Here is a 19573-nt window from a genome sequence, read left to right as displayed (position 1 = left end):
TTCAATTAGATCACACGGAGAGGGCAGCTGCCGTATGGCACCTATCCCTCCCGCATGGTCTTGTTATTGCTGCTGATGCAGTTTTTTCAAAGGTTTTCGTACCGGTTCATATCGAGAATGCCAGCCTGGGTTGGCTCGTGCTTTTCCAGATACTGGTTCAGCGCATGGAAGTATTGCCAAAACTCAGGGTGAGTGCGGCGAATACCGTAGGCATCCACTAGTTCGGTAAAATCTTTCTCCGTTTTCACCGCTTCCATTTGAGTAACGAAAGCCTGCAGCTGATCTTCCTGCACCAGGAACATGAAGTTGGGATAGCTCGCCAAGACGCCGGGATACAGGGTTAAGGTGTCCAGTGGCGGTTGGTAGCGCAGAGATTCACCCATCATGAACGCGACATTGGTGTGTGCCCGGTTTCGGAATAAGGAATAGATTTCCTGTTCACCCTTGTTGCCCCTTACGTGGATCATGCTGACTTCCGGCATGAAATTGACGGCTTGCAGGTTGGCCGCGCGCCGTGAAGAGATACTGCTGAGGATGTGGTCTGCGTCCTGTTTCCAGGCAGAGACATTGGGCCGTTGGCAGTTTTCACCGTCACAACGGTTTATCGGGTCTGGGCGGGCGTTTAGTTTGGCAAATTGAACCAGCAGATTATTGTTGAACTCGTTCATTGGGGTGCTGGTATCGAACTGGATACTCGTGGCCAGATCCGTATCTACGGATTCATAACTGATCGCCAACCGCAGTTTCCCGGTGTTTTGATACCAGTTGGCCAACACGAGTTGGCGCAGTTTTGCTGGGAGGTAGCGGAGCGTGTTCTGTTCTGCGCCATTACGGATCAGATCAAAGTAGAGGCGAGTCTGCGCCTGATGGGACACGGATCCGAAAACATTAAAGTTCACCACTAGGTTGTAATAGCTGCGTTCGAATAACGGGTAATCCATCACCCAGGTCGTTAAAGGCAGGTCGCCGATCAGGCCTTTGCGTACCGAGGAGTTATCGTGGTGACGGAAGATGGTTAGTAGTGCATTGCGATTATCCCCATCGCCATCCCACAATGAATCCCAATCTGGGCCTTTGGGTTTATTGGTGCCATAGGCCTGTTTGCGAGCTTTCAGGTAGTCGTTACGTTTTTCACTGTACTTGAGCCACTGTGGCCCTAAAGCCAATAGGTCATCGTCTTGACCGGGTAAGCCCAACAGATCACTGACTTGCGCGCGGTAATTGTTATCGGTGATGTAAAGGTCCTGTTCCGGGGCCTGAAACACGGCCCAGAAATGATCGCGAATTACATCGGTGGCTACTTGCCCGCGACAAACCGGACCGCGAATGAAGGTGCGAACAAAATATTCGGCTTCATCCAGCATAAACTGGTAGCGGGCCCGGGCTGGGATAGCGGAAAAGGTAACAAAGGGATTGGCACGTTGTTCGTAGCCATAGCCTGGTAACGTTTCCACGCTCCAGTCAGTGCTGAAGAAGTGCTCTTTGGTCCTAGCCAGTTTGGCCTTGGCTAAGCCAAAGGTAATGTGTGTTTTGTGCACCAAGGTGCCGGGCACAGGTGCAATACGGTACCAGAAATTTTCCGGTGGCATGCCATTGGGGCGATCGGTGGCTACTGGCTTAATCGGCTCCCCGGGAGGGGTGCTAGAGCGATGAAGTTTAAAAAAATGTGCCGGCTTGCTGTCTTGGCCTTTGTCCAGGTACAGGTGGGCAAGAAAAAGGTGTTCGTATAGCCAGCGGGCCACCAGCTGGTGTTTTAGGTCTCTTTGGTTGAGAAAAGCTTCCCAGTCGGCAATCAGTTGCTGCTCTTCGTTGGTGGGAGTAATTATTTTAGGCTCCAAAGGGGCCCCTTGCTCCAACCATTGACGGATGGTCGTAAATTCGCTGTCGGTCAGCCCTGCGACCGCCAATGGCATGCCTTCCATGGGGTGACTTTCGGCATAGTCATCGAATTCATCTGGTGCGGGGCATTCGTTCTGCCGAGCTAGGCCCAAGACAATATCGTCTGGAAGTTTCTGGTTCGGTTTAAAACTGTGTTTTTTTCCTAACGCCAGCATTTGATAAAGCAAAGAATCCTGCAAGCCAGAGGTGCTGTCGATGACAGAATAGAAGCCCTTGTCACGCCATTGTGCCGTGGTTTGTGCATCCTTGAACAAGCGCGTTGGGGAGATGGTTTGAGTACGAGCCCCATCGTAAACGTTTTTCTTGCTGGCCCCCCGGTCTAGGCCTTCTACCGCTTCAAGTTTCAATTGGCAGGGGGCGTCATAGCAGCCATGACAGGCTAAACATTTCTTTTCGAAAATAGGATGAATGTCGTCATGGTAATTGGGTGAGGTATTGGTGAGGTACTTGGGAGGGAGCGGGGCGCTGGTAACCGGTGCAGACAGAGCGCAAAGCAAAAAGAACAATATCCCTAGTGAAAAGGGGCCATGTGAATCCCAATGGTTTTTCATATTCCCGAATCTCCCTATAACGGATTGACAGTGTAGCGGGGGCGGACAGAGCCGGCCATGGCTGGCCCCCTATCAGCATCTGTTGTTTTGTAAAAAGCCGAAAATTGGCGGTTAGAAGCAATGCGCCCTTTATAGCATCCAGAACATAGTGGCAGCCCAACCGATCAGGACGGCGATAACGGCGGCGGCGGTGAGTTGATGCCTTAGGTGTCGATACCAAGTGGGGAGTGTGTCATTGAATACCATCTGTTCTGTGCCCCACACGAACATAAGCCCGGCGGCGAGCATGGGCAGCGATAGTTCCAACGGAAGTAGCAGGGAAAGCCATGCCAATAACGCCGGTATCAGACCAAATAGTAGTGTTGGGTACTGGTTGCTGTAGGGCATTTTATCGAGCGCCCTGCCCCAATGAATGGCGCCGAGAAAGGCCAGTACAATGGCGGAGTAGGTGGCCAGAGCATGCAGTGCCCAGCTGCCGGTTTGGGCAAACCAAGATAGCCCAGCCATGCCATAAAAGGGGATAAGTCCAGAGTAGGACAGGGCTTTGGCACGACGGATATTTTTTTCCTGACGTGTGCGCACAGTGTCGATTCCAACGGATGGTTTTTTCTATTATCGATGATGCAGAGTGAAGGTTAAGGCAAGGAGGGGTAGCCAACCCAGGGTTGGGCTTTCAGGTGGCGGGGGAGGTATAGCGGGTGTGCCGGCTCCCCGGAGCGATTAAGGCGAATGTAATGCATGGTAGGCAATTGGCGGACCACCTGCACGGCGCGGTCGTTAAAGCGTCCATGGTTGCCCCAAGCCGCCACGACTAGGCCGGCCTGACGGGCTAAGCGGCGTAGCCAGGCGTCATTTTGTGGGCCCACGGGGTCTGCGGCAGAAAATAGATCCTTTGGGTAAGTTGCCCGATATGCGAACAGGTTGGCCACGCACAGTCCTGAGTAGCCCCAGTCCTGGGCAAAGCCCATGCAGCGACGAATGGTGGGGTTGTCTTGGTGGGGATCAGTGGTGGAGGGGTTGAGGCCAATCAGCAGCATAAAATCATCACCTTCCCCCCGCTGGCGCCAGAGCGCATAGCGGTACTGTCCACAGCGTGAAAAGTTGGCGTGACGTTGCAGATTATCGGCTGTCTTGGTCATGGCTGCGTATTATAAATCTCTGGCACAGTGAAGGCTAAGGGCACTTAAACAGGCTAAGAGTATGGAATTTAAAGATGTGATGGCCCGGCGCCATAGTGTACGGGCATTTACCGACCAGCCAGTAAGCGAAAAGGTGCTGAACAAACTGCTCAGCACTGCCGCCTCGGCGCCGAGTTGGTCCAATACCCAGCCTTATCAGATTGCGGTGGCGAAGGGCGAGGTGCTGGAGGATTTGCGGCAAACATTGCCCCCTATGTTTGATGAGTTAATGGACCTAGCGAAGGGCTCTAAATTCAAACAGCTCAAGGCCATGGTGACTAAAAAAGGCATGCCGGACGGTGATTTCAAACCGGTTACCGATTACCCCAAAGACTTGCAGCCACGCCGTAGTGCCACCGGTTATCAGTTATATGAATTGTTAGGCATTCAGCGTGACGATAAGCAGGCTCGCCATCAGCAGATGCGGGAAAACTTCCGTTTCTTTAATGCGCCGGTGGCGGTGTTTATTTTTGTCCATGAAGGGCTAGATGTTTACAGCGCATTGGATGCAGGCATTTTTCTGCAAAGCCTGATGTTAGCGGCCACGGATGCCGGGTTGGCCACCTGTGCCCAAGGGGCTTTGGCAATTTGGCGGTCGCCCTTGGAAAAACATTTTAATATTCCGGAAAACTATAAATTATTGTGTGGCATGTCGCTGGGCTATGAAGCGGATGAAACCATCAACCAGTTCAAACCGGAACGTCAGCCGCTGGAGGCACTATTGGTGCCAAAAAAATAATGGCGGAGTTGCTCTGAACGATTTGGGGTAGATAGACCACAAACCCGCATCCAATCTGATGAAGCCAATGCCAAGGTGTCATCTTGTGCATATCCATCGCTGGTTCTCCCCAATGAATAGAAAATGATCGACTGTTTTAGTTTCAGCGCTGAAGGATGTTCGCGGGGCAATGGAGTGTTGTTGTTTTTTTGATCGACTAGACATGGGTCTTCCCTTGTAATCTGCCCATTTCGATGCCACAGATGAAAGTAGATGGAGGGCGGCGTGCTTAAACTAGGGCGTGGTCGCTCACACTCAACGGAACATGTGCCGAAAAGGAGAGCAGTCATGTCTGATGATCATGTTTACAAGAAAGTCGAACTTGTTGGGTCTTCGCGTACCACGATTGAAGATGCCATTGAGAATGCGTTGGTAACGGCCAATGAAAGCTTGGAACTAATGGAGTGGTTCGAGGTAACGCAAACCCGTGGCCATATTGAAAATGGCAAGGTGGGGCATTATCAGGTGACCCTGAAAGTAGGGTTCAGGATTTCCGGCTCCTGAATCGCGACAAGCACGAGCTACAAAAAAACCGCACCCGAAAGGGTGCGGTTTTTTTGTAGAGAGCCCAGCGTGGTGCTGGCTGGGCAGCTCAAGCCAAGCATAACTTGGCTTTGTGTTGCCGTGCAGCGTGAAGCTTGCTGCTTCTCTTTTTTATACCATTTCTAGGTCTAGAGCCTGCTGGCAGACCCGCGCGGTACGGATAACGTGCAACTGCTTTGGAGACAGGTCTTCTGGCAATTCCACGGTGCTGTGGTCCTGATGGATCTTGATTGGACCAATCAGGCGGCTAGGCAGTTTAGCTTCATTGGCAATGGCACCAACGATATTGCCCGGCTTCACACCGTGATCGTGACCTACCTTGATCCGGTAGCGACGCATGGTTTTGTCTGTGCGACCTTTGTCGCCGCGGTTGCGCGGGTTACGGTCTTCGCGACGGCCACCCACGTGGGCGGATTCGCGACGGCGCGGTTCTTTGACCATCTTGGGTTCTTTCAGAATCAACGGTTCGCGTTTGAACATCATGGTGGCCAGTGCGGCCGCCATGTCATTGTCGCTGATATCCATGGCGTCACGTAGTTGATTCACCAGCGCGCGGGCTTCATCAACGTTGGCTCCAGAGGTGAACCCGGCCAGTTGCTCCTGAAAGCGGGCAATCCGCTTGGCATTGAGGTCATCAACGGAGGGAAGCGCCATCTTTTCGATGGACTGGCGAGTAATGCGTTCGATTTGACGCAACACGTGTTGCTCACGACGAGCCACAAACAGGATGGCGTCACCCTGGCGACCGGCCCGGCCGGTACGGCCGATGCGGTGCACGTAGGCTTCCGGGTCGCCGGGCATGTCGTAGTTCACCACGTGGGTGATGCGCGGCACGTCCAGGCCACGGGCAACCACATCGGTGGCGATCAGCAGGTCGAAACGCTTGTCTTTCAGACGCTGTACGGTTTTTTCCCGCTGCTGCTGGGGAATATCGCCGTTCAGGGCTTCGGCACGCAGGCCGCGGCGGTTGAGCTGCTCGGCCAGTTCCAGTGTCGCCTGTTTGGTACGCACGAAAACCAACACCGCATCGTGTTCTTCTGCTTCCAGAATCCGGCACACGGCGTCCAGCTTGTTCAAACCCGCGACGGGCCAGTAACGCTGGCGGATGGTGGTGCCAGTGGTGGCGCCGCCATTATCAATGCGAACCAGTTTGGGTTGTTTGAGGTGCTGGTCGGCAACCTTGCGAATGACCGGCGGCATGGTGGCGGAGAATAGCGCCAGCTGGCAGTCATCCGGAGTACGCTCAAGTACCCATTTCACATCGTCGATGAAGCCCATACGAAGCATTTCATCGGCTTCGTCGAGCACCAGAGCCTTCAGATTGTTTAGCTTCATGGAGCCGCGGTCCATGTGATCCATAACGCGGCCGGGGGTGCCGACAATCACCTGGGCGCCGCCGCGCAGGCCTTTCAGCTGGGTGCGGTATTCTCCACCGCCGTAAATGGGCAGAACCTGCAGACCTTTAATGTCTTTGGCAAATTCTTCACACGCAGTGGCAACCTGAATAGCCAGCTCGCGGGTTGGGGCCAGGATCAGCATCTGCGGTTCACGCAGAGACGGATCGAGACGGGCCAAAAGGGGCAATGCAAACGCAGCCGTTTTACCTGTGCCGGTTTGTGCCTGGCCCAGAAGATCGTGTCCATCCAGCAACAGCGGGATGGCTTGCGCCTGAATCGGCGAAGGCTGCTCGAAGCCCTGACGGGCGATCGCAGTGAGCAGAACCTCGGGCAGGCCTAAAGAGGCGAACCCGGAACGGGAATCTGACATGTAGTACCTATGAATTAGGAGGGGAGGAGCCGAGCATGGGTCGGCGAGGACGGCGGAGTATACATAGGTGGGGTTGAAATTGCACGTTTTTTCGCCAGTTGCTGTTGGCGCAGAGGGGGGGCTGTGTTCGTGATGGTGAAAAAGTAGAGCGGCTGATTCTGAGCAGGCAGCGATCGGAATCAGCCGGAAGCCGGGTAAAGCAAACCCGGCAAACTTCTATGTGGAGGGGGTTACATCGGTAGCACTTCAACGGTGCCGAGGTATTGCAGGTAGCGTTCCGTGGCTTTGGGGTTGCTAACGTTTTTGTCGCTTGTGCCCGCTTCCAGGAAGTAACGGCCAGCGGCAGGCCATTGGATGCTGACAATGCCTTTATCATCGCTGGTCACGGACCAGCTTTCTTGGCTGTCACGGTAGCGGGTTCCACCCGGAACCAGTTCTACCTTGAGGCCGGAGGTCGGCTTGCCATCGACCAGCAGTTTCCACTGAGCGGTTTCGCCCGCGTAAAGGTCGTTGGGGTGAGTGAGTAACTCAAGTTCCAGGCCCTTGCCGGTGGGCTTCAGGCCGGTTTCGTTTGGCGCCCCTAGGGTGACATAGGTTTCCAAACGGTTGAGAACCTCGCGCAGTTTTACTTTATCGGCCCCGCTGGGCACTTCGGCCAGCATCGTATCCGCATCTTTGCCGCGGCTGCGTTTGCGCTCACCGTTGATCTCGTAGGAGATAAAGTAGCTGGGTTGCGCCACACTGATCCGGTAGCTGCCTTCCTTTTCCAGCTGTACGTCAAACACACTACGTGTGTGCATTTTCATGGCGTTATCCACGGTGGCGGGCTTGCCATCCGGGCCGGTCACGTCCATGCCATCGACAGGGTAGGCTCGCTCGAAACCAAAAATTTCATTGGAGATGCTGGCATCAACGGTAATCCACTGGGGCTCAGAAACGGTGGTGTGGCTGGACAGTAACCACAGCTTGTGGGCATGGGCGGGTAGGGCTGTGGCCAGCACCAATGCGGCCAGTGCAACTTTAGGGAAACGGACTCGGGTCATGGTGGCGCTCCTTGAGTAGTCGGTGTTATTGAGAGACGGTGAGGGTGACAGTGCCCAGTTCGTCGGTGCCTATTACTTGCTGCTGTTGAGGGCGTTCCCCGGCCGGCCACAGGAACGGTAATTTCAGCACTTCGCGGCCACCGACTTCTCGGGCTGCTTCTACCACCAAGGTGTATTCGCCGGCGGGCAGGGATTTAAGTGCGTCCACATCACTAAAGTCCACAGTGTGAGTGCCAGGAGAGCGGGTGGCGCCAGTGAGACCGTCGTAGGGCGCCGACTGGCTGCGGCCGGTTCTGCGCCACCACTGGCGAATATCTTTGAGCCATTTTTCCTGGTCGTCGTACCACAGGCCCAGTGGTTTTAGGGTGCTACGGTCGGCATTTTCCACCCAGAAGGCCACATAGGGAGCATGATATTCGGCCACACTCAAACGCGGCACTTCCACCTCTACAGAAAAGGTATCAGCCATGGCCTGGCTGGTTAGCAGGGGAAGCAGAGCGAGATAACGCAAGCGCATGAAAATGTCCTTCCTTATCTGAATGTCGGGTCTTAATGCATGAAAAAAATGATCAATAGCCAGGGGAGAACTAACCCCGCCAAAGTGACCGGCCAGGTGGCCGGCCGCCGTTTAGCATGAAGCATCATTAGCCCAAGCCCGGTGAACGCAAATAGCAGGCTGGCGATGGCAAAAATATCGATGAACCAAATCCACACCGTGCCGGTGTGGCGACCTTTATGCAGGTCATTAAAAAACGCAATCCAGCCACGGTCCGTGGTTTCCGCGAGTATCGCCCCGTCACTCATATCAATCGCAAGCCAAGCATCGCCACCAGGCCGGGGCATGGGCAGATAAATCTCATCGGCTGCCCATTCCGGCTCTCCATCGGTGTGCTGCAGGTCCATTTTCCGTGCCAGCCATTGCTGAACGGCGGCGGGCAGTTGGCCGCCGGTTTGGTCTGCGAGCTGAAATAGCAGCTCGGTGGGCAGCGTGTCCTGATGTTCACGAATTACCGGTTCGGCGCTGATCTGGCTGGCATGGTTAAGGGTGATGCCGGTGAGGCTGAACAGCACCAAGCTGATCAGACAGATGGCGGAGGTGACCCAGTGCCACTGGTGGAGTTGTTTCAGCCAAAAGGCTTTGCGTTTCTTGTTCACGGAGTGGCTCGTTCATTTACAACGGAGGCAGGGATGTTAATGAGAATTGTTATATTTAACCACGGTTATCTTCGTAAAGAATGTAATCTTAGGGTGCTTGAATGAGGTTTATTCGATAAAAGCTAGCATTTACGAATGATAATTTCTATCATTTCGAAAATGAGCGCCGTTGTGAAAATGCCTGCCCGTTTACTGGTCATTGAAGATGATTCGGTACTCAGTGGCCACTTGCTTGATTATTTTTCAGAGCGGCACTATCTGGTTTCGGTGTGTGCCGAAGGCCCGGCGGGGCTGGATGCGGCGACGGCCGGTGATTATGACCTAGTGCTGCTGGACATCCTGTTGCCCGGCCTTAATGGCTTGGAGCTACTTAATGCCCTGCGCCAGCAAAGCTCGGTGCCGGTGATTGTGGTGTCTGCATTGGGCGATGAGCAGGCCCGTATTCAGGGACTTATCAACGGTGCGGATGATTACCTTCCCAAGCCATTCAGTATGGCGGAACTAGCGGTGCGGGTGGATGCGGTGTGCGCTGGAACGGGTGCGTCCGGAAGAGCCGCAATGGGAATCAGTGGGTAAACTGGTGCTGTGCGACCACAGCATGGCGGCCTTTTACCAAGAAACCGACCTAGGGCTGACCAACACTGAGTTTCGTTTGTTGCAGGTGCTGTTGGAGCACCGAGGTGCGGTGCTCAGTAAACCATTCCTCTACCAGGCGGTTCTGCACCGAGGCTGTGGCCGCCATGATCGCAGCCTGGACCTGCACATTAGTCATGTGCGTCGCAAACTTCGTGACGCCGGAGCAGCAGAGTCGGCGGTGAGAACAGTCTGGGGGCAGGGCTATCCCCTGATCACTGACAACCTCTGATGTTAAAACGCTACTCCCTTCTTTGGCGCCTGGCGCTACTTCTTGTTGTTACCGTAGTTACCACCATGGTAGTGGGAACGCGTGTTACCAACGCTCTGCGAAATGATGCCCAGCTTTTGAGTGACCAGGCGGTTGCCGTAATGCGCGGTTATGCGGCGGCTGCGGAGCAGGCATGGCTCGCGGAGGGGCGGGCAGGGGTAGACCAATGGCTGGCGGGCATGCGTTCCCGTGAAAGTGGTGATATCGCTGTGATCAGTAACACTGACCAGCCCCTAAGCAGTACTCCATTGACGGTACAGGAGCGTAGCGGGCTTCGCTTTCAGCGGGGTGTTCATAGCCGCATGAGTTTCCGTTACGGCAAGAAGATGCCTTATCTGGGGTTGCCATTTCCTACTGTCCCAGAACAGGGAAGCCTGCTGATGCAGCTGCCTCCCCGGTTTCGTCCGGGTACCTACTGGCCTTGGGTTGAACCTTTATTGTTAGTGGGGGTTCCTACGATATCGGCCCTCATGCTGGGTGGGCTGCTGTTCTGGCGTGCCCGCGTCTTGTTGAAGGCGTTACAAGCGCAGGTGCTCGTATTCAAAGACGATACTGATGCCCGTGTGGTTGGGCCGTTGGCCACCCGTTCAGATGAATTTGGTGAGCTTGCTCGTAGTTTCAACCATATGGCAGAGCAGGTTTGCGGCATACTCGAAACTCAAAAACAGTTACTCAATGATATGTCGCATGAGTTACGTACTCCGCTGAGCCGGTTGTCTGTGGCCTTGGAAAACGGAATCAACGAACAGCAACTGCGCCAGCGGTTAGAGCAGGAATTGCGCCACATGCGCACCTTAGTCGATGACACTTTGGCGCTAGGTTGGCAGGACACCGATACCAATACCGGTAACGCTGGCCTGCAGTCTTTGTCGGTGCCGGTGTTGTGGGACATGGTTGTCGAGAATGCGGCGTTTGAGAGTGGTTGGAGTAAACAACGCTTCCCTTGCACCTTACCTGATGACACGGAGGTGTATGGCAATTTGAATACCTTAGCTCAGGTATTTGAAAATTTGGTCCGGAATGCCATTCGGTATTCGCCTGAGCAGGGGACGGTCTTATTGCAGGGGCAGCGTGAAGGGAGTGCCTGGCATCTTCAGGTGGTGGATCAGGGGCCAGGGGTGCCTGAAGATAAGCTGCACAGTATCTTTGCGCCCTTCGTGCGCCTAAATACCGCGAGGACGACTGATAGCGGTTTTGGGCTGGGATTAAGTATTGCCCGCAGAACAGTGGAGCGGCTTGGCGGAGAGCTTTGGGCACATAACCGGGACCCTGGGTTGTGCGTGCATTTGCGCCTGCCGGCTCCGGCACGTGTATAAAGTGTAAACCTCCTTTTGTTATAAATAAGAATCAATACCATTCCTTTTCTTCGGCAGATCCATTGCTGCTTTCAGCAGCCCTGTCTGGCCGATTTACCAGGGGGAGCTGTATCGGTTTTTCGCTACCAGGCGGCAAGCTTGAGTGGTGAAAGGGGGCGGTTGGCACTCCGGTTGGATGTTGTTGTTTATCTTCGAGGAGGAAAACCATGGGAATGCGCTTGGGGACTCTAACGATGGCGCTGGCCGCAGCCAGTGGCGCCGTGTGGGGGGAAGAGGGAGGACATGAGCTGGGGCAGGTGTCTGTGACAGCCGGAGGGTACATTCAACAGGTGGACGATGCGCCCGCGTCGATTAGCGTTATTGACCGTGAGCAGATTGAAGCGCGTTTCTACCAAGACACCACTGATGCCTTACGGGATGTCCCCGGTGTGATTGTCACCGGCGGAGGCTCCGGCGACCGTGGCACCGATATCGTTATTCGCGGTATGCCGTCCTCTTATACGCTGATCATGGTTGATGGTAAGCCGGTGTCCACTCGGGAAAGCCGTCCTAATGGTAATGCCGGGTTTGAACAAAGCTGGTTGCCGCCGCTGCAAAGCATCGAGCGTATCGAGGTGGTCCGTGGCCCCATGTCCACCCTGTATGGTTCCGATGCCATAGGGGGCGTGGTCAACATTATCACCCGCAAAGTGGAGACAGAGTGGGGCGGCTCCGTACAGCTGGACGCGATCATCCAGGACGATTCCCGATCCGGTGATAGCCAGCAGGGCAATTTCAGCTTGAGCGGCCCATTGAAAGACGATTTGCTGGGCCTGCAAGTCTATGGAGGCTTTTATAACCGCCAGGAAGATTTATTCGTGGATGGTTATGAGCAAAAAGACTTGCGTAACCTGACAGCTAAATTGACTCTGACACCGACAGAAAATCATGACTTTTCAGTGGAAACTACCCGCACCGAGGATAGCCGCCAGAGTTTGATCGGGCGTAGCGCAGATTCCGACGATAGTTTTACTGATCATACCCGCGAAGCTTTTTCGCTGACCCACACTGGCCGTTGGGCCGTCGGCACATCCGATACCTACATTCAGCGAGAAAAAGCGGAAAATGAAAGCCGTGAAATGACTATCACCAATACCCATGCCAAGACGGCGTTGGTCATGCCGGTGGGTGATCATATGGTGACGGTGGGGGCCGATTTCACGGAAGAAAAACTGGACGACAAAACCTCCAACCGGATTTCTGACCGCACCAATATTGAGTCATCAAAATACGCTCTATTTGTGGAAGACGAATGGATGCTCACCGATACCTTTTCGGTGACCGCAGGTGCGCGGATGGACGATGATGAAAATTTCGGCACCCATGTTAGCCCGCGCCTTTATGGCGTGTGGGGATTCAGCCCGCGCTGGACGGTGAAAGGTGGCGTCTCCACTGGCTTCCGCTCTCCGTCGCTGCGTGAATTGACCCCGGATTGGGGGCAGGTGAGCCGGGGTGGCAACATCTACGGCAACCCAGATCTGGAGCCTGAAACCTCGCTTAACCAGGAGCTGGGCCTGTACTTCAACGCGGGTCGCACGTTGCTGGCCAACGTGACGGTGTTTCACAACGACTTCAAGGACAAGATCACCCGTATTACCTGTCCGGTCAGTATCTGTCCGGATGGTCCCAACCAGTTTGGTTCCGACCCCACCTACCGGGTGAATGTGGATGAAGCGCAAACCCAGGGCGTGGAAGCGGCGCTGTCCACCACGTTGGCGAGGGTGGTGTCCATCAACCTGAGCTATACCTATACCGATTCGGAGCAGAAATCCGGGGAGTACAAAGGCGAGCCGTTGACTCAATTGCCCAAGCATCTGGCCAGCCTGAACCTGGATTGGCAAGCGACAGATACGGTGTCGCCTTGGGCCACCGTTCGCTATCGGGGTGAGGAGAGTCAGCCAAACACGAGGCCGTCCAGCTGCGCCACCATCGCGCCGTCGAATACCCTGGTTGATGCCGGTATCGGTTTCCAGCTGACACCGCAGACCAAACTCAATACGGGAATTTATAATCTGGCCGACAAGGAAATTTTCTACGACGAATATGGTTACGTGGAAGATGGTCGGCGTTACTGGGTAGGGGTGGTGACAAACTTCTGATTGTCAGCTCGACGTGGGAACAGGTCATGTAAAAACAACAACGCCGGCGAATGCCGGCGTTGTGTGTTTTGCTGCGTTCAGGATTACATTTTTTCCTGAATGCGGGTGCGGAAGTCCGCATCGTATTGGGCCAGCTGAGCAATCTGGTTATAGGTGCTCAGCTCCAACCCACTCTCTTTAACGGCTTCTACCATTTTCTCCTGTGCTTCTTTCTGCACTTTCATGGCTTCTTCAGGCTTGTCTTTGTTCGCCTGCAGTTGCTGGGAGTATTTCTGCTGGATGCCAGACATGTCTTTTTGTGCATCGGCAAAGGCATCAAGCTGTTTGTCGCTGAATTCAGAGGCCTTGGGCAGCTGCTGCATCTGCTGTTGCTGCATTTGTTGCTGCTGGGTCTGTGGGGTTTGTGACGCGGGTGCACCAGGCTGCTGTGCGGCTACCGTGCCAGTGAAGGTAGCGGAAATCATCAGGGCGCCGAGCGCCATCATCCGTTTGCTCATGCTTCATCTCCTTGTCAATCGCCCCGAAGCGGTCGGGGATTACGGTGTTACCCAAAGTGGCCGAAACCAAAATACGGCGACACTGCAAAGTCCGACCACCATCAGCCTGTAAGTTCGACGAGAAATGTTAAATCATGATTCACAGTGACGATGCGTATCGCATACTGATGTGAACAAGCCTTTTCTAGGTTCTTACGTGCGATTAACTACAGCGTTGGCAGGCCCTATGTGCTGTGGTTGATCGGTTTGGGCGCGGGTTACCCTTTTTGATGGTGCACGGCGAGGCAAAATGGCCGTGCTGAGTTACTGCCTCTGTTCTGTTTTCATATCCCTTTTGGTTATAAAAGTATCACTATATATTACTTTATATTCCTTTTTAGGCCCCTATTATGGCAGCTTGAAATTTCCCTTTTGAGGTGCTGCAGATCATGGGTAATGCACAGCTGATTACACGATTTGGTGACAATACCGTTGGCTTGTCCAAAGAGGCGTTGGAGGAGCTGAATCGTGTCTATCGTCCGCTGAGCTTTGCGGAGCGCATTCGCCGTGTCTACGAAGACTTTGCGCCGGATCGGATCATGGTGACTTCGTCTTTTGCCGCGACGTCGGCTTATTTTCTGCACATCATCTCTACCATCCGTCCTCAGCAATCGGTGCATTTTATTGATACCGGTTATCACTTTGCGGATACCCTGAAGTACAAGGATTACCTGATCGAGCGATTTGGCCTGAATGTGGTCGATGTGACGCCGGATCCGGATCACCACCAGGTATCCCAAGAAAATCGTATGTGGGAAACGGATCCGGACTTGTGCTGCCAGGTGAACAAGGTTAATCCGTTGGAAGAAGCCAAGGAAAACTACGATCTGTGGATTTCCAGTCTGATGGGTTGGCAAACCGAACACCGTGCCGGTCTGGAGGTGTTTGAAGAGCGTCGTGGCATGATCAAGTTCAACCCGATGATTGATGTCACCAAGGAACAGCGTGACGCCTATATTAAGGAGCACGACCTGCCGTTTCACCCACTGGTGGCCCAAGGGTTTGACTCCATCGGGTGCAGCCACTGCACCTTCAAGGGCGAAGGCCGCGAAGGGCGCTGGAAGGGCAACAAAAAAACCGAGTGCGGTATTCATATGTAGCCGTGCGCGAATAGCCAGCTACGCAAACTTCGGTGAAGGGGTAAGTCTCGTTTAACAGCGGGTGTTTAGGTTGCTATACACGCCTTACCCTTCCGCAAACCTGCTATGTCTTAACATCATGCCGGGCATCTACAGCCTAGCCCTCCCGATTACTTCCTGAAAAGAACCCTCAGCATGTATTGCCCATTGTAGTAACGCCTGTGTGTATGGGGCCTTACACTGCGTTGGCTAGCCTGTGGTTGAAGAATGGGCTGGCCTCGGTCGGCAGAATTTGCTTTTCTTATGAGTAACACCTGGGAGCCGGGTCTCGGTGTCTAGAGCTATAGGGGGAAAGCATGAAGCGATGGGTACAGCAAGCGCAGCGTTGGCGGAGGACGTTGTTGGTTAGCTTGGTACTGTTGATGTCAACGAATGGGATGGCTGCGCCGGCATTGGGGCCGTCATCTGCCGGTTTACGTTTAGATTTGCGCACCAATGTAGGCTGGGAAATGGCCTATTTCCGTTATATGGGCGCGGACTACGGTGAGGCATTGTTGGCCCAGGCTGGGCAAGACATTGGCCTTACCATTCTTACTCACAAGATCGTTCCTCATCACTGTATGCTCAATTTTTCCCATGAGTATTGCGATGACAGTGGGTATCCAGACACTTGGCAGCGAGCGGTGGAGCCGGTGGTGTGTTCTGGGATCACTGCGGCCTCCAGGGCGTTGTTGTCAGGGGATCATGCCCGTGCCGAGCAACTGTGTGTCACCTTTCGTGGGGGCTTTTCTTCTCCAGCAAGTGGTGCGCATACGGCGCCAGATCTTGTCAGCGATTACCTTGCTCACATTGGCCAACCGGAAAGTGGCGATGACCCAATGACGGTAGAGCTGACAGTGACTTTAACGTTGGATAGTGAGCAGCCGCTGCAACGCTTGTCGCCGGGCTGTTACGGTTCGGTTTGTGTTGGCGATACCTTGTCCAGTGCGCAGGCGACCAGCAAGGCGCCGCTGGATATTATTGCAGGGCAAGGTAGCTGTGGCCGTGTGCGCAGTGCGATGTGGCCCGCGGGGCTATCCGCCCAGTTCAGAAACAATCGTATTACCCGATGGGAGGTCACGCCGCCTTCGGATATTCGTACCCACAGCAATGTGGCGTTGGGCGAATCACTACCCTTATACGCACTCTATGAGGGCGTGTTGGAGGAGACCTCGGAGGCCGGGCCAGGGGTATCGCCGATTAAGGCGGTGTACTGGCAAGTACGAGGCAAGAAAGGTCTTCAATACACGCTCAACAGCGACCGGCAGATTATCGCCATGGCTTCGGGTGGTGAGGCGTTAATGGAGGATTGGCCGTGCCAATAGTGTGTTCACCATTGCCAATGGCAGGCTGGAGCGTGCGATGACGTTGTCAGCAGCGACTCCTCAGACGATGTTCAATGGCATTATTTTTGATCTGGATGGCACCCTAGTCGATTCTCGTCTGGACTTTGCTGCCATCCGTAAGGCTCTTCGTTGCCCGGAAGATGTAGGTGTTCTGGAATTTATCGACACGTTACCACAGCGTGAGCAGGCAGCCGCTCACGCTGTGGTGCTTGAATATGAGCGTGAAGGGGCGCAACGGGCCACCTGGATACCCGGCGCAGAATCCTGCCTTGAACAATTGTCGGTAATGGGTATTCCTACGGCTATTCTTACCCGTAATGCGCGTGTCATTGCCGAGCTCACCGTTTCACGGCTGAATATTCCTGTGGAGCGTGTGCTGGCAAGGGAGGATGCTGCGCCCAAGCCGGCTCCAGACGGGCTGCTCGCTATTGCCCGTGAATGGAATATGGCGCCTGCCACCATTGCCTACGTAGGGGATTTTAAATATGACCTGCTGGCAGCGCGCAATGCTGGCATGGTTGGGGTTTACTTGGACATGGACGGCCTCAATACCCATGGCTATCTTGCGGACCGGGTTATCCGCCGGTTTGATGAACTGTTGATAGGGTGAATTTTAACCGCGGGCCGCTTGGCGCCAAACTCCAGAGAACGCGAAATCCTTTTCATCATCCACGTGAGTGTTGTTTTTGAGGGGTATTTTTAACTGCCTGTGCCCGTTATAGAAACCTGAGCGGTTTTCCTGCTGGGCTGCCGATGACCTGCTCGTCGAGCATGACAATTTGCCCTGCAATAATCGTGGCCGAAGGCCAGCCTTGCAGCATCATGCCATCGTAGGCGCTCCAGCCTGAAGGTGAGGCCAGTTTGCGGTCATCCACCGCTTGTTTACGCTGCATGTCTACTAAGGTCAAATCAGCATCGTACCCCACCGCAATTCGCCCTTTGCCAGCCATGCCGAACAGCCGCGCAGGTCCTGCGCATACCATATCCACTAATCGCGGGAGGCTGAGTCGTCCCTGGTTAACATGATTGAGCATCAAGGGTAGCAGTGTTTGGGTTCCGGTCATGCCGCTGGGTGAATTCGGATAGGGTCGCTGTTTTTCTTCTCGAGTATGGGGGGCGTGGTCGCTGCCGATGACATCCACGATACCGTTTTGTACCGCTTTCCAGAGCGCATCTTGGTGGCGTTGATCGCGGATCGGAGGATTCATCTGTGCCAGCGTGCCGAGCCGTTCGTAGCACTCCGGTGCCGATAGAGTGAGATGTTGGGGCAGCACCTCTACCGACACGCTGGACTTGTGATGTTGCAAGAACGCCATCTCCTCGGCGGTAGATATGTGCAGCACATGTAGGGGGCGGCCAGCTTCTGCTGCCAGTGCGACAATGCGATGAGTGGCTAACAGGGCGCTGTTTTCATCGCGCCAAACGGGGTGGGCTACAGGGTTTGCTGCTTCTTCAGCAAGGTGTCGGCGAGACAGTAAGCGGGCTTCGTCTTCAGCATGAACCGCCACTCGCCGGCGACCATGGCGGAGTATATTGCGTAACACGTCATCGCTATCGGCGAGCAAATCGCCAAATGAACTGCCCATAAAAATTTTTACACCGCTGCAGGCGGGTAAACATTCCAGTTCTGCCAGCTGCTCGGCATTGGCGGCGGACCCGCCGATATAAAAGGCGTAATTGCACCAGGCATCCCGTTCTGCAATGGCAATTTTGGCCTGCAAATCTTCCGCGTAGAGCGTTAAGGGCTGAGTGTTAGGCATCTCGAAGACACTAGTGATGCCGCCGATAATGGCACCGCGTGTGCCAGCTTCCAGCGTTTCCTTGTGTGTCATGCCCGGTTCGCGGAAATGGACTTGGGAATCCACGGCACCGGGTAAGAGGTGTAAGCCGCGGGCCTCGAAGATCGTGTCTGCCTGAAAGGGCTCGCCAATAGCCACAATGCGGCCATCACGACAGGCCACATCGGTTTCTTCAGGGCCACCAGGCAACAGGACCGTGGCACCTTTGATTAATAGGCTAGAGCTGTTTTCACAGTTCATTTTGAATCCTTTTATAGCCCTGAACGAGTTGCTGATTGGTATCGGATACACTTTCTGAAAACGCGGTGATGTCTTGGCTCACACGGGGAATGAGGCTGAGATCCGTGTCGGGTCCGATACGGCTGGTGGATGGGATATAAAAATTTGCGGGAAGCGTCATGCCGTCGATAACCGCATTGTGACGAATGGCGCAGCCGTCGCCGATAGTGCAGTTGAAAAGCACGCTGTTGAAGCCTACAAAAACGCTGTCTCCCACCTCACAGGGGCCATGCACGATGGCTCGATGGGCAATAGAGCTGTGCTTACCAATCGTGATGGGGCCTCCATCCTTGGAGTGCATGACGACGCCATCCTGAATGTTGGTTCCTTCGCCAATGAGAATGGGGTGAAGATTGCCTTGATCATCCGTTTCGTCCGCTCGAATGACGGCGTAGGGGCCGATAAAGACATGGCGACTTACGATGACTTTGCCACAGATGATAGCGGTAGGGTCGACGAAGGCGTCCGGATGAATATCCGGCAAGTCACCATTAGGGTTTTTACGAATCATTTGTTTCTTCCTTCGTCTTTCAGTGCCTGGTTAAACCAGGTTTTCGTCTGTTTCCAGTGCTCACGGCCGTAAAGCTCAATGAACTTGCGGGTCATGTGGTCATTGTCGTCGTCTAAAGCAATCAGCCTTTCGCGGATAAAACTCTCGCCAAGAGGGATCCCGCATATTTCGGTAATGCAGTGTCGCCATTCGGTGTAGGAGCCGGGCAGGGGCAAATTCACGGTTCTTCTCCACGAAGGTTGTTGATTATTGATGCAATGTTATAACATAACATAAAAGGAGAGCATCATGCCTCATACCATTAGTGAAGAGGCGTTGTTGGCGATGACAGCGTCGCAGTACATGAATGCGAGCCAGCGGGAGTTTTTCCGCAAACGTCTCCTTGCTCTGGCTCTAGAGTGCGAACAACACCTTGGCAACGCTAGAAAAAATCTGCAGACACCGGCCCAGGCAGACCCACTGGATGCGGCTGTAGAAGAAGAGACGTGCCGTCACCAGCTACGTTTTATGGCGCGCCAGCAGGCCTTGTTGGGAAAAATACGCGGTGCGTTGAGGCGGCTGCAAAACGGAGACTACGGTTACTGCAAAATCAGCGGTGATCCTATTGGTTTACCGCGTTTGCTCGCTCGCCCCACCACGGAATACTGTGCCGAGGTGAAGGCTCGCCTTGAACAAAATGAACGCCACTATGCCCATCAACGAACCGGATAAA

Annotated in this window: 21 protein-coding genes; 10 read left to right on the top strand and 11 right to left on the bottom strand. The window is 54.3% G+C overall.

Annotated features, from left to right (window positions below; translation table 11 throughout):
- Positions 1-86: 86 nt before the first annotated feature.
- The 3 genes from AS19_RS08765 to AS19_RS08755 all read right to left on the bottom strand — a co-directional run bounded on the left by AS19_RS08765 (position 87) and on the right by AS19_RS08755 (position 3589).
- Positions 87-2450 carry a fatty acid cis/trans isomerase gene (locus tag AS19_RS08765; RefSeq protein WP_052753753.1) on the bottom strand — a complete coding sequence of 788 codons (2364 nt, stop codon included), beginning with the start codon at positions 2448-2450 and terminating at the stop codon, positions 87-89.
- A gap of 129 nt (positions 2451-2579) precedes the next feature.
- Entirely contained in the window at positions 2580-3032 is a 453-nt protein-coding gene (locus AS19_RS08760) for a DUF3429 domain-containing protein (RefSeq protein ID WP_011588980.1), read from the bottom strand.
- Between the two features lie 53 nt (positions 3033-3085).
- Positions 3086-3589: a DUF1643 domain-containing protein gene (locus AS19_RS08755; RefSeq protein ID WP_046961953.1), complete on the bottom strand. Its 504-nt coding sequence runs from the start codon at positions 3587-3589 to the stop codon at positions 3086-3088.
- A 61-nt stretch (positions 3590-3650) separates the two neighbouring features.
- Here AS19_RS08755 and AS19_RS08750 point away from each other — a divergent pair, with 61 nt between their 5' ends.
- Positions 3651-4367, top strand: a complete 717-nt coding sequence (locus AS19_RS08750) for a nitroreductase (RefSeq protein WP_011588978.1) — start codon at positions 3651-3653, stop codon at positions 4365-4367.
- A gap of 327 nt (positions 4368-4694) precedes the next feature.
- Positions 4695-4910 (top strand): dodecin, encoded by a 216-nt coding sequence (locus tag AS19_RS08745; RefSeq protein ID WP_011588977.1) that lies wholly within the window; start codon positions 4695-4697, stop codon positions 4908-4910.
- A 150-nt stretch (positions 4911-5060) separates the two neighbouring features.
- Here AS19_RS08745 and AS19_RS08740 read toward each other — a convergent pair whose 3' ends face one another.
- The 4 genes from AS19_RS08740 to AS19_RS08725 form a co-directional block, all read right to left on the bottom strand.
- On the bottom strand, positions 5061-6716 hold the full coding sequence (locus tag AS19_RS08740; protein ID WP_011588976.1) for a DEAD/DEAH box helicase: 1656 nt from the start codon (positions 6714-6716) through the stop codon (positions 5061-5063).
- 230 nt (positions 6717-6946) lie between these two features.
- Complete coding sequence (locus tag AS19_RS08735; RefSeq protein WP_046961952.1) at positions 6947-7759, bottom strand: DUF4198 domain-containing protein; 813 nt, start codon at positions 7757-7759, stop codon at positions 6947-6949.
- Positions 7760-7784: 25 nt separating this feature from the next.
- A complete protein-coding gene (locus AS19_RS08730) occupies positions 7785-8276 on the bottom strand; it encodes a DUF2271 domain-containing protein (protein ID WP_011588974.1) in 492 nt (163 codons plus the stop codon).
- A 32-nt stretch (positions 8277-8308) separates the two neighbouring features.
- Complete coding sequence (locus AS19_RS08725) at positions 8309-8914, bottom strand: PepSY-associated TM helix domain-containing protein (protein ID WP_046961951.1); 606 nt, start codon at positions 8912-8914, stop codon at positions 8309-8311.
- Between the two features lie 177 nt (positions 8915-9091).
- Between AS19_RS08725 and AS19_RS14220 the strand changes: the two genes are divergently transcribed.
- From AS19_RS14220 to AS19_RS08710, 4 genes are all read left to right on the top strand, one after another.
- Positions 9092-9490, top strand: coding sequence for a response regulator (locus AS19_RS14220; protein WP_231483505.1), 399 nt, complete (start codon positions 9092-9094; stop codon positions 9488-9490).
- Entirely contained in the window at positions 9483-9779 is a 297-nt protein-coding gene (locus AS19_RS14215; protein ID WP_046961950.1) for a winged helix-turn-helix domain-containing protein, read from the top strand. The genes AS19_RS14220 and AS19_RS14215 overlap by 8 nt, the downstream gene beginning before the upstream one ends.
- Positions 9779-11134, top strand: coding sequence for a sensor histidine kinase (locus AS19_RS08715; protein ID WP_046961949.1), 1356 nt, complete (start codon positions 9779-9781; stop codon positions 11132-11134). Before AS19_RS14215 ends, AS19_RS08715 begins: the two co-directional genes overlap by 1 nt.
- 212 nt (positions 11135-11346) lie before the next feature.
- Positions 11347-13272 (top strand): ligand-gated channel protein, encoded by a 1926-nt coding sequence (locus AS19_RS08710; protein WP_046962328.1) that lies wholly within the window; start codon positions 11347-11349, stop codon positions 13270-13272.
- An 83-nt stretch (positions 13273-13355) separates the two neighbouring features.
- On the opposite strand, the gene AS19_RS08705 is transcribed toward AS19_RS08710, so the two are convergent.
- Positions 13356-13769, bottom strand: coding sequence for a DUF4168 domain-containing protein (locus AS19_RS08705; protein ID WP_011588968.1), 414 nt, complete (start codon positions 13767-13769; stop codon positions 13356-13358).
- Between the two features lie 428 nt (positions 13770-14197).
- On the opposite strand from AS19_RS08705, the gene AS19_RS08700 reads away from it, so the two are divergent.
- The 3 genes from AS19_RS08700 to AS19_RS08690 all read left to right on the top strand — a co-directional run bounded on the left by AS19_RS08700 (position 14198) and on the right by AS19_RS08690 (position 16882).
- Positions 14198-14908: a phosphoadenylyl-sulfate reductase gene (locus tag AS19_RS08700; RefSeq protein WP_011588967.1), complete on the top strand. Its 711-nt coding sequence runs from the start codon at positions 14198-14200 to the stop codon at positions 14906-14908.
- Positions 14909-15243: 335 nt separating this feature from the next.
- Positions 15244-16251 carry a hypothetical protein gene (locus tag AS19_RS08695; RefSeq protein ID WP_046961948.1) on the top strand — a complete coding sequence of 336 codons (1008 nt, stop codon included), beginning with the start codon at positions 15244-15246 and terminating at the stop codon, positions 16249-16251.
- Positions 16252-16288: 37 nt separating this feature from the next.
- Entirely contained in the window at positions 16289-16882 is a 594-nt protein-coding gene (locus AS19_RS08690; protein ID WP_011588965.1) for an HAD family hydrolase, read from the top strand.
- 106 nt (positions 16883-16988) lie between these two features.
- On the opposite strand, the gene AS19_RS08685 is transcribed toward AS19_RS08690, so the two are convergent.
- Genes AS19_RS08685 through AS19_RS08675 form a run of 3 tightly spaced genes read right to left on the bottom strand, consistent with a single transcriptional unit; the run spans position 16989 to position 19082 of the window.
- Positions 16989-18311: a dihydroorotase gene (locus tag AS19_RS08685; RefSeq protein ID WP_035461113.1), complete on the bottom strand. Its 1323-nt coding sequence runs from the start codon at positions 18309-18311 to the stop codon at positions 16989-16991.
- Positions 18301-18861, bottom strand: a complete 561-nt coding sequence (locus AS19_RS08680; RefSeq protein WP_011588963.1) for a carbonate dehydratase — start codon at positions 18859-18861, stop codon at positions 18301-18303. The genes AS19_RS08685 and AS19_RS08680 overlap by 11 nt, the downstream gene beginning before the upstream one ends.
- Positions 18858-19082 carry a hypothetical protein gene (locus AS19_RS08675; RefSeq protein WP_011588962.1) on the bottom strand — a complete coding sequence of 75 codons (225 nt, stop codon included), beginning with the start codon at positions 19080-19082 and terminating at the stop codon, positions 18858-18860. Before AS19_RS08675 ends, AS19_RS08680 begins: the two co-directional genes overlap by 4 nt.
- A 67-nt stretch (positions 19083-19149) precedes the next feature.
- On the opposite strand from AS19_RS08675, the gene AS19_RS08670 reads away from it, so the two are divergent.
- Positions 19150-19572 (top strand): TraR/DksA C4-type zinc finger protein, encoded by a 423-nt coding sequence (locus AS19_RS08670; protein ID WP_046961947.1) that lies wholly within the window; start codon positions 19150-19152, stop codon positions 19570-19572.
- Position 19573 lies beyond the last annotated feature (1 nt).

Origin of the sequence: Alcanivorax sp. NBRC 101098 (assembly GCF_001010505.1) — a bacterium.
GTDB classification, from domain to species: domain Bacteria; phylum Pseudomonadota; class Gammaproteobacteria; order Pseudomonadales; family Alcanivoracaceae; genus Alcanivorax; species Alcanivorax borkumensis.
This window is presented reverse-complemented; position numbering and strand designations above follow the sequence as displayed.

Excerpts from the sequence above, each read along its gene's own strand:
- AS19_RS08765 (WP_052753753.1), bottom strand. The coding sequence starts at position 2,450 with ATGAAAAACCATTGGGATTCACATGGCCCCTTTTCACTAGGGATATTG.
- AS19_RS08685 (WP_035461113.1), bottom strand. The coding sequence starts at position 18,311 with ATGAACTGTGAAAACAGCTCTAGCCTATTAATCAAAGGTGCCACGGTC.
- AS19_RS14220 (WP_231483505.1), top strand. The coding sequence starts at position 9,092 with ATGCCTGCCCGTTTACTGGTCATTGAAGATGATTCGGTACTCAGTGGC.
- AS19_RS08670 (WP_046961947.1), top strand. The coding sequence starts at position 19,150 with ATGCCTCATACCATTAGTGAAGAGGCGTTGTTGGCGATGACAGCGTCG.
- AS19_RS08680 (WP_011588963.1), bottom strand. The coding sequence starts at position 18,861 with ATGATTCGTAAAAACCCTAATGGTGACTTGCCGGATATTCATCCGGAC.
- AS19_RS08705 (WP_011588968.1), bottom strand. The coding sequence starts at position 13,769 with ATGAGCAAACGGATGATGGCGCTCGGCGCCCTGATGATTTCCGCTACC.
- AS19_RS08690 (WP_011588965.1), top strand. The coding sequence starts at position 16,289 with ATGACGTTGTCAGCAGCGACTCCTCAGACGATGTTCAATGGCATTATT.
- AS19_RS08710 (WP_046962328.1), top strand. The coding sequence starts at position 11,347 with ATGCGCTTGGGGACTCTAACGATGGCGCTGGCCGCAGCCAGTGGCGCC.
- AS19_RS08715 (WP_046961949.1), top strand. The coding sequence starts at position 9,779 with ATGTTAAAACGCTACTCCCTTCTTTGGCGCCTGGCGCTACTTCTTGTT.
- AS19_RS08755 (WP_046961953.1), bottom strand. The coding sequence starts at position 3,589 with ATGACCAAGACAGCCGATAATCTGCAACGTCACGCCAACTTTTCACGC.
- AS19_RS08700 (WP_011588967.1), top strand. The coding sequence starts at position 14,198 with ATGGGTAATGCACAGCTGATTACACGATTTGGTGACAATACCGTTGGC.
- AS19_RS08695 (WP_046961948.1), top strand. The coding sequence starts at position 15,244 with ATGAAGCGATGGGTACAGCAAGCGCAGCGTTGGCGGAGGACGTTGTTG.
- AS19_RS08750 (WP_011588978.1), top strand. The coding sequence starts at position 3,651 with ATGGAATTTAAAGATGTGATGGCCCGGCGCCATAGTGTACGGGCATTT.
- AS19_RS08740 (WP_011588976.1), bottom strand. The coding sequence starts at position 6,716 with ATGTCAGATTCCCGTTCCGGGTTCGCCTCTTTAGGCCTGCCCGAGGTT.
- AS19_RS08730 (WP_011588974.1), bottom strand. The coding sequence starts at position 8,276 with ATGCGCTTGCGTTATCTCGCTCTGCTTCCCCTGCTAACCAGCCAGGCC.
- AS19_RS08745 (WP_011588977.1), top strand. The coding sequence starts at position 4,695 with ATGTCTGATGATCATGTTTACAAGAAAGTCGAACTTGTTGGGTCTTCG.
- AS19_RS08735 (WP_046961952.1), bottom strand. The coding sequence starts at position 7,759 with ATGACCCGAGTCCGTTTCCCTAAAGTTGCACTGGCCGCATTGGTGCTG.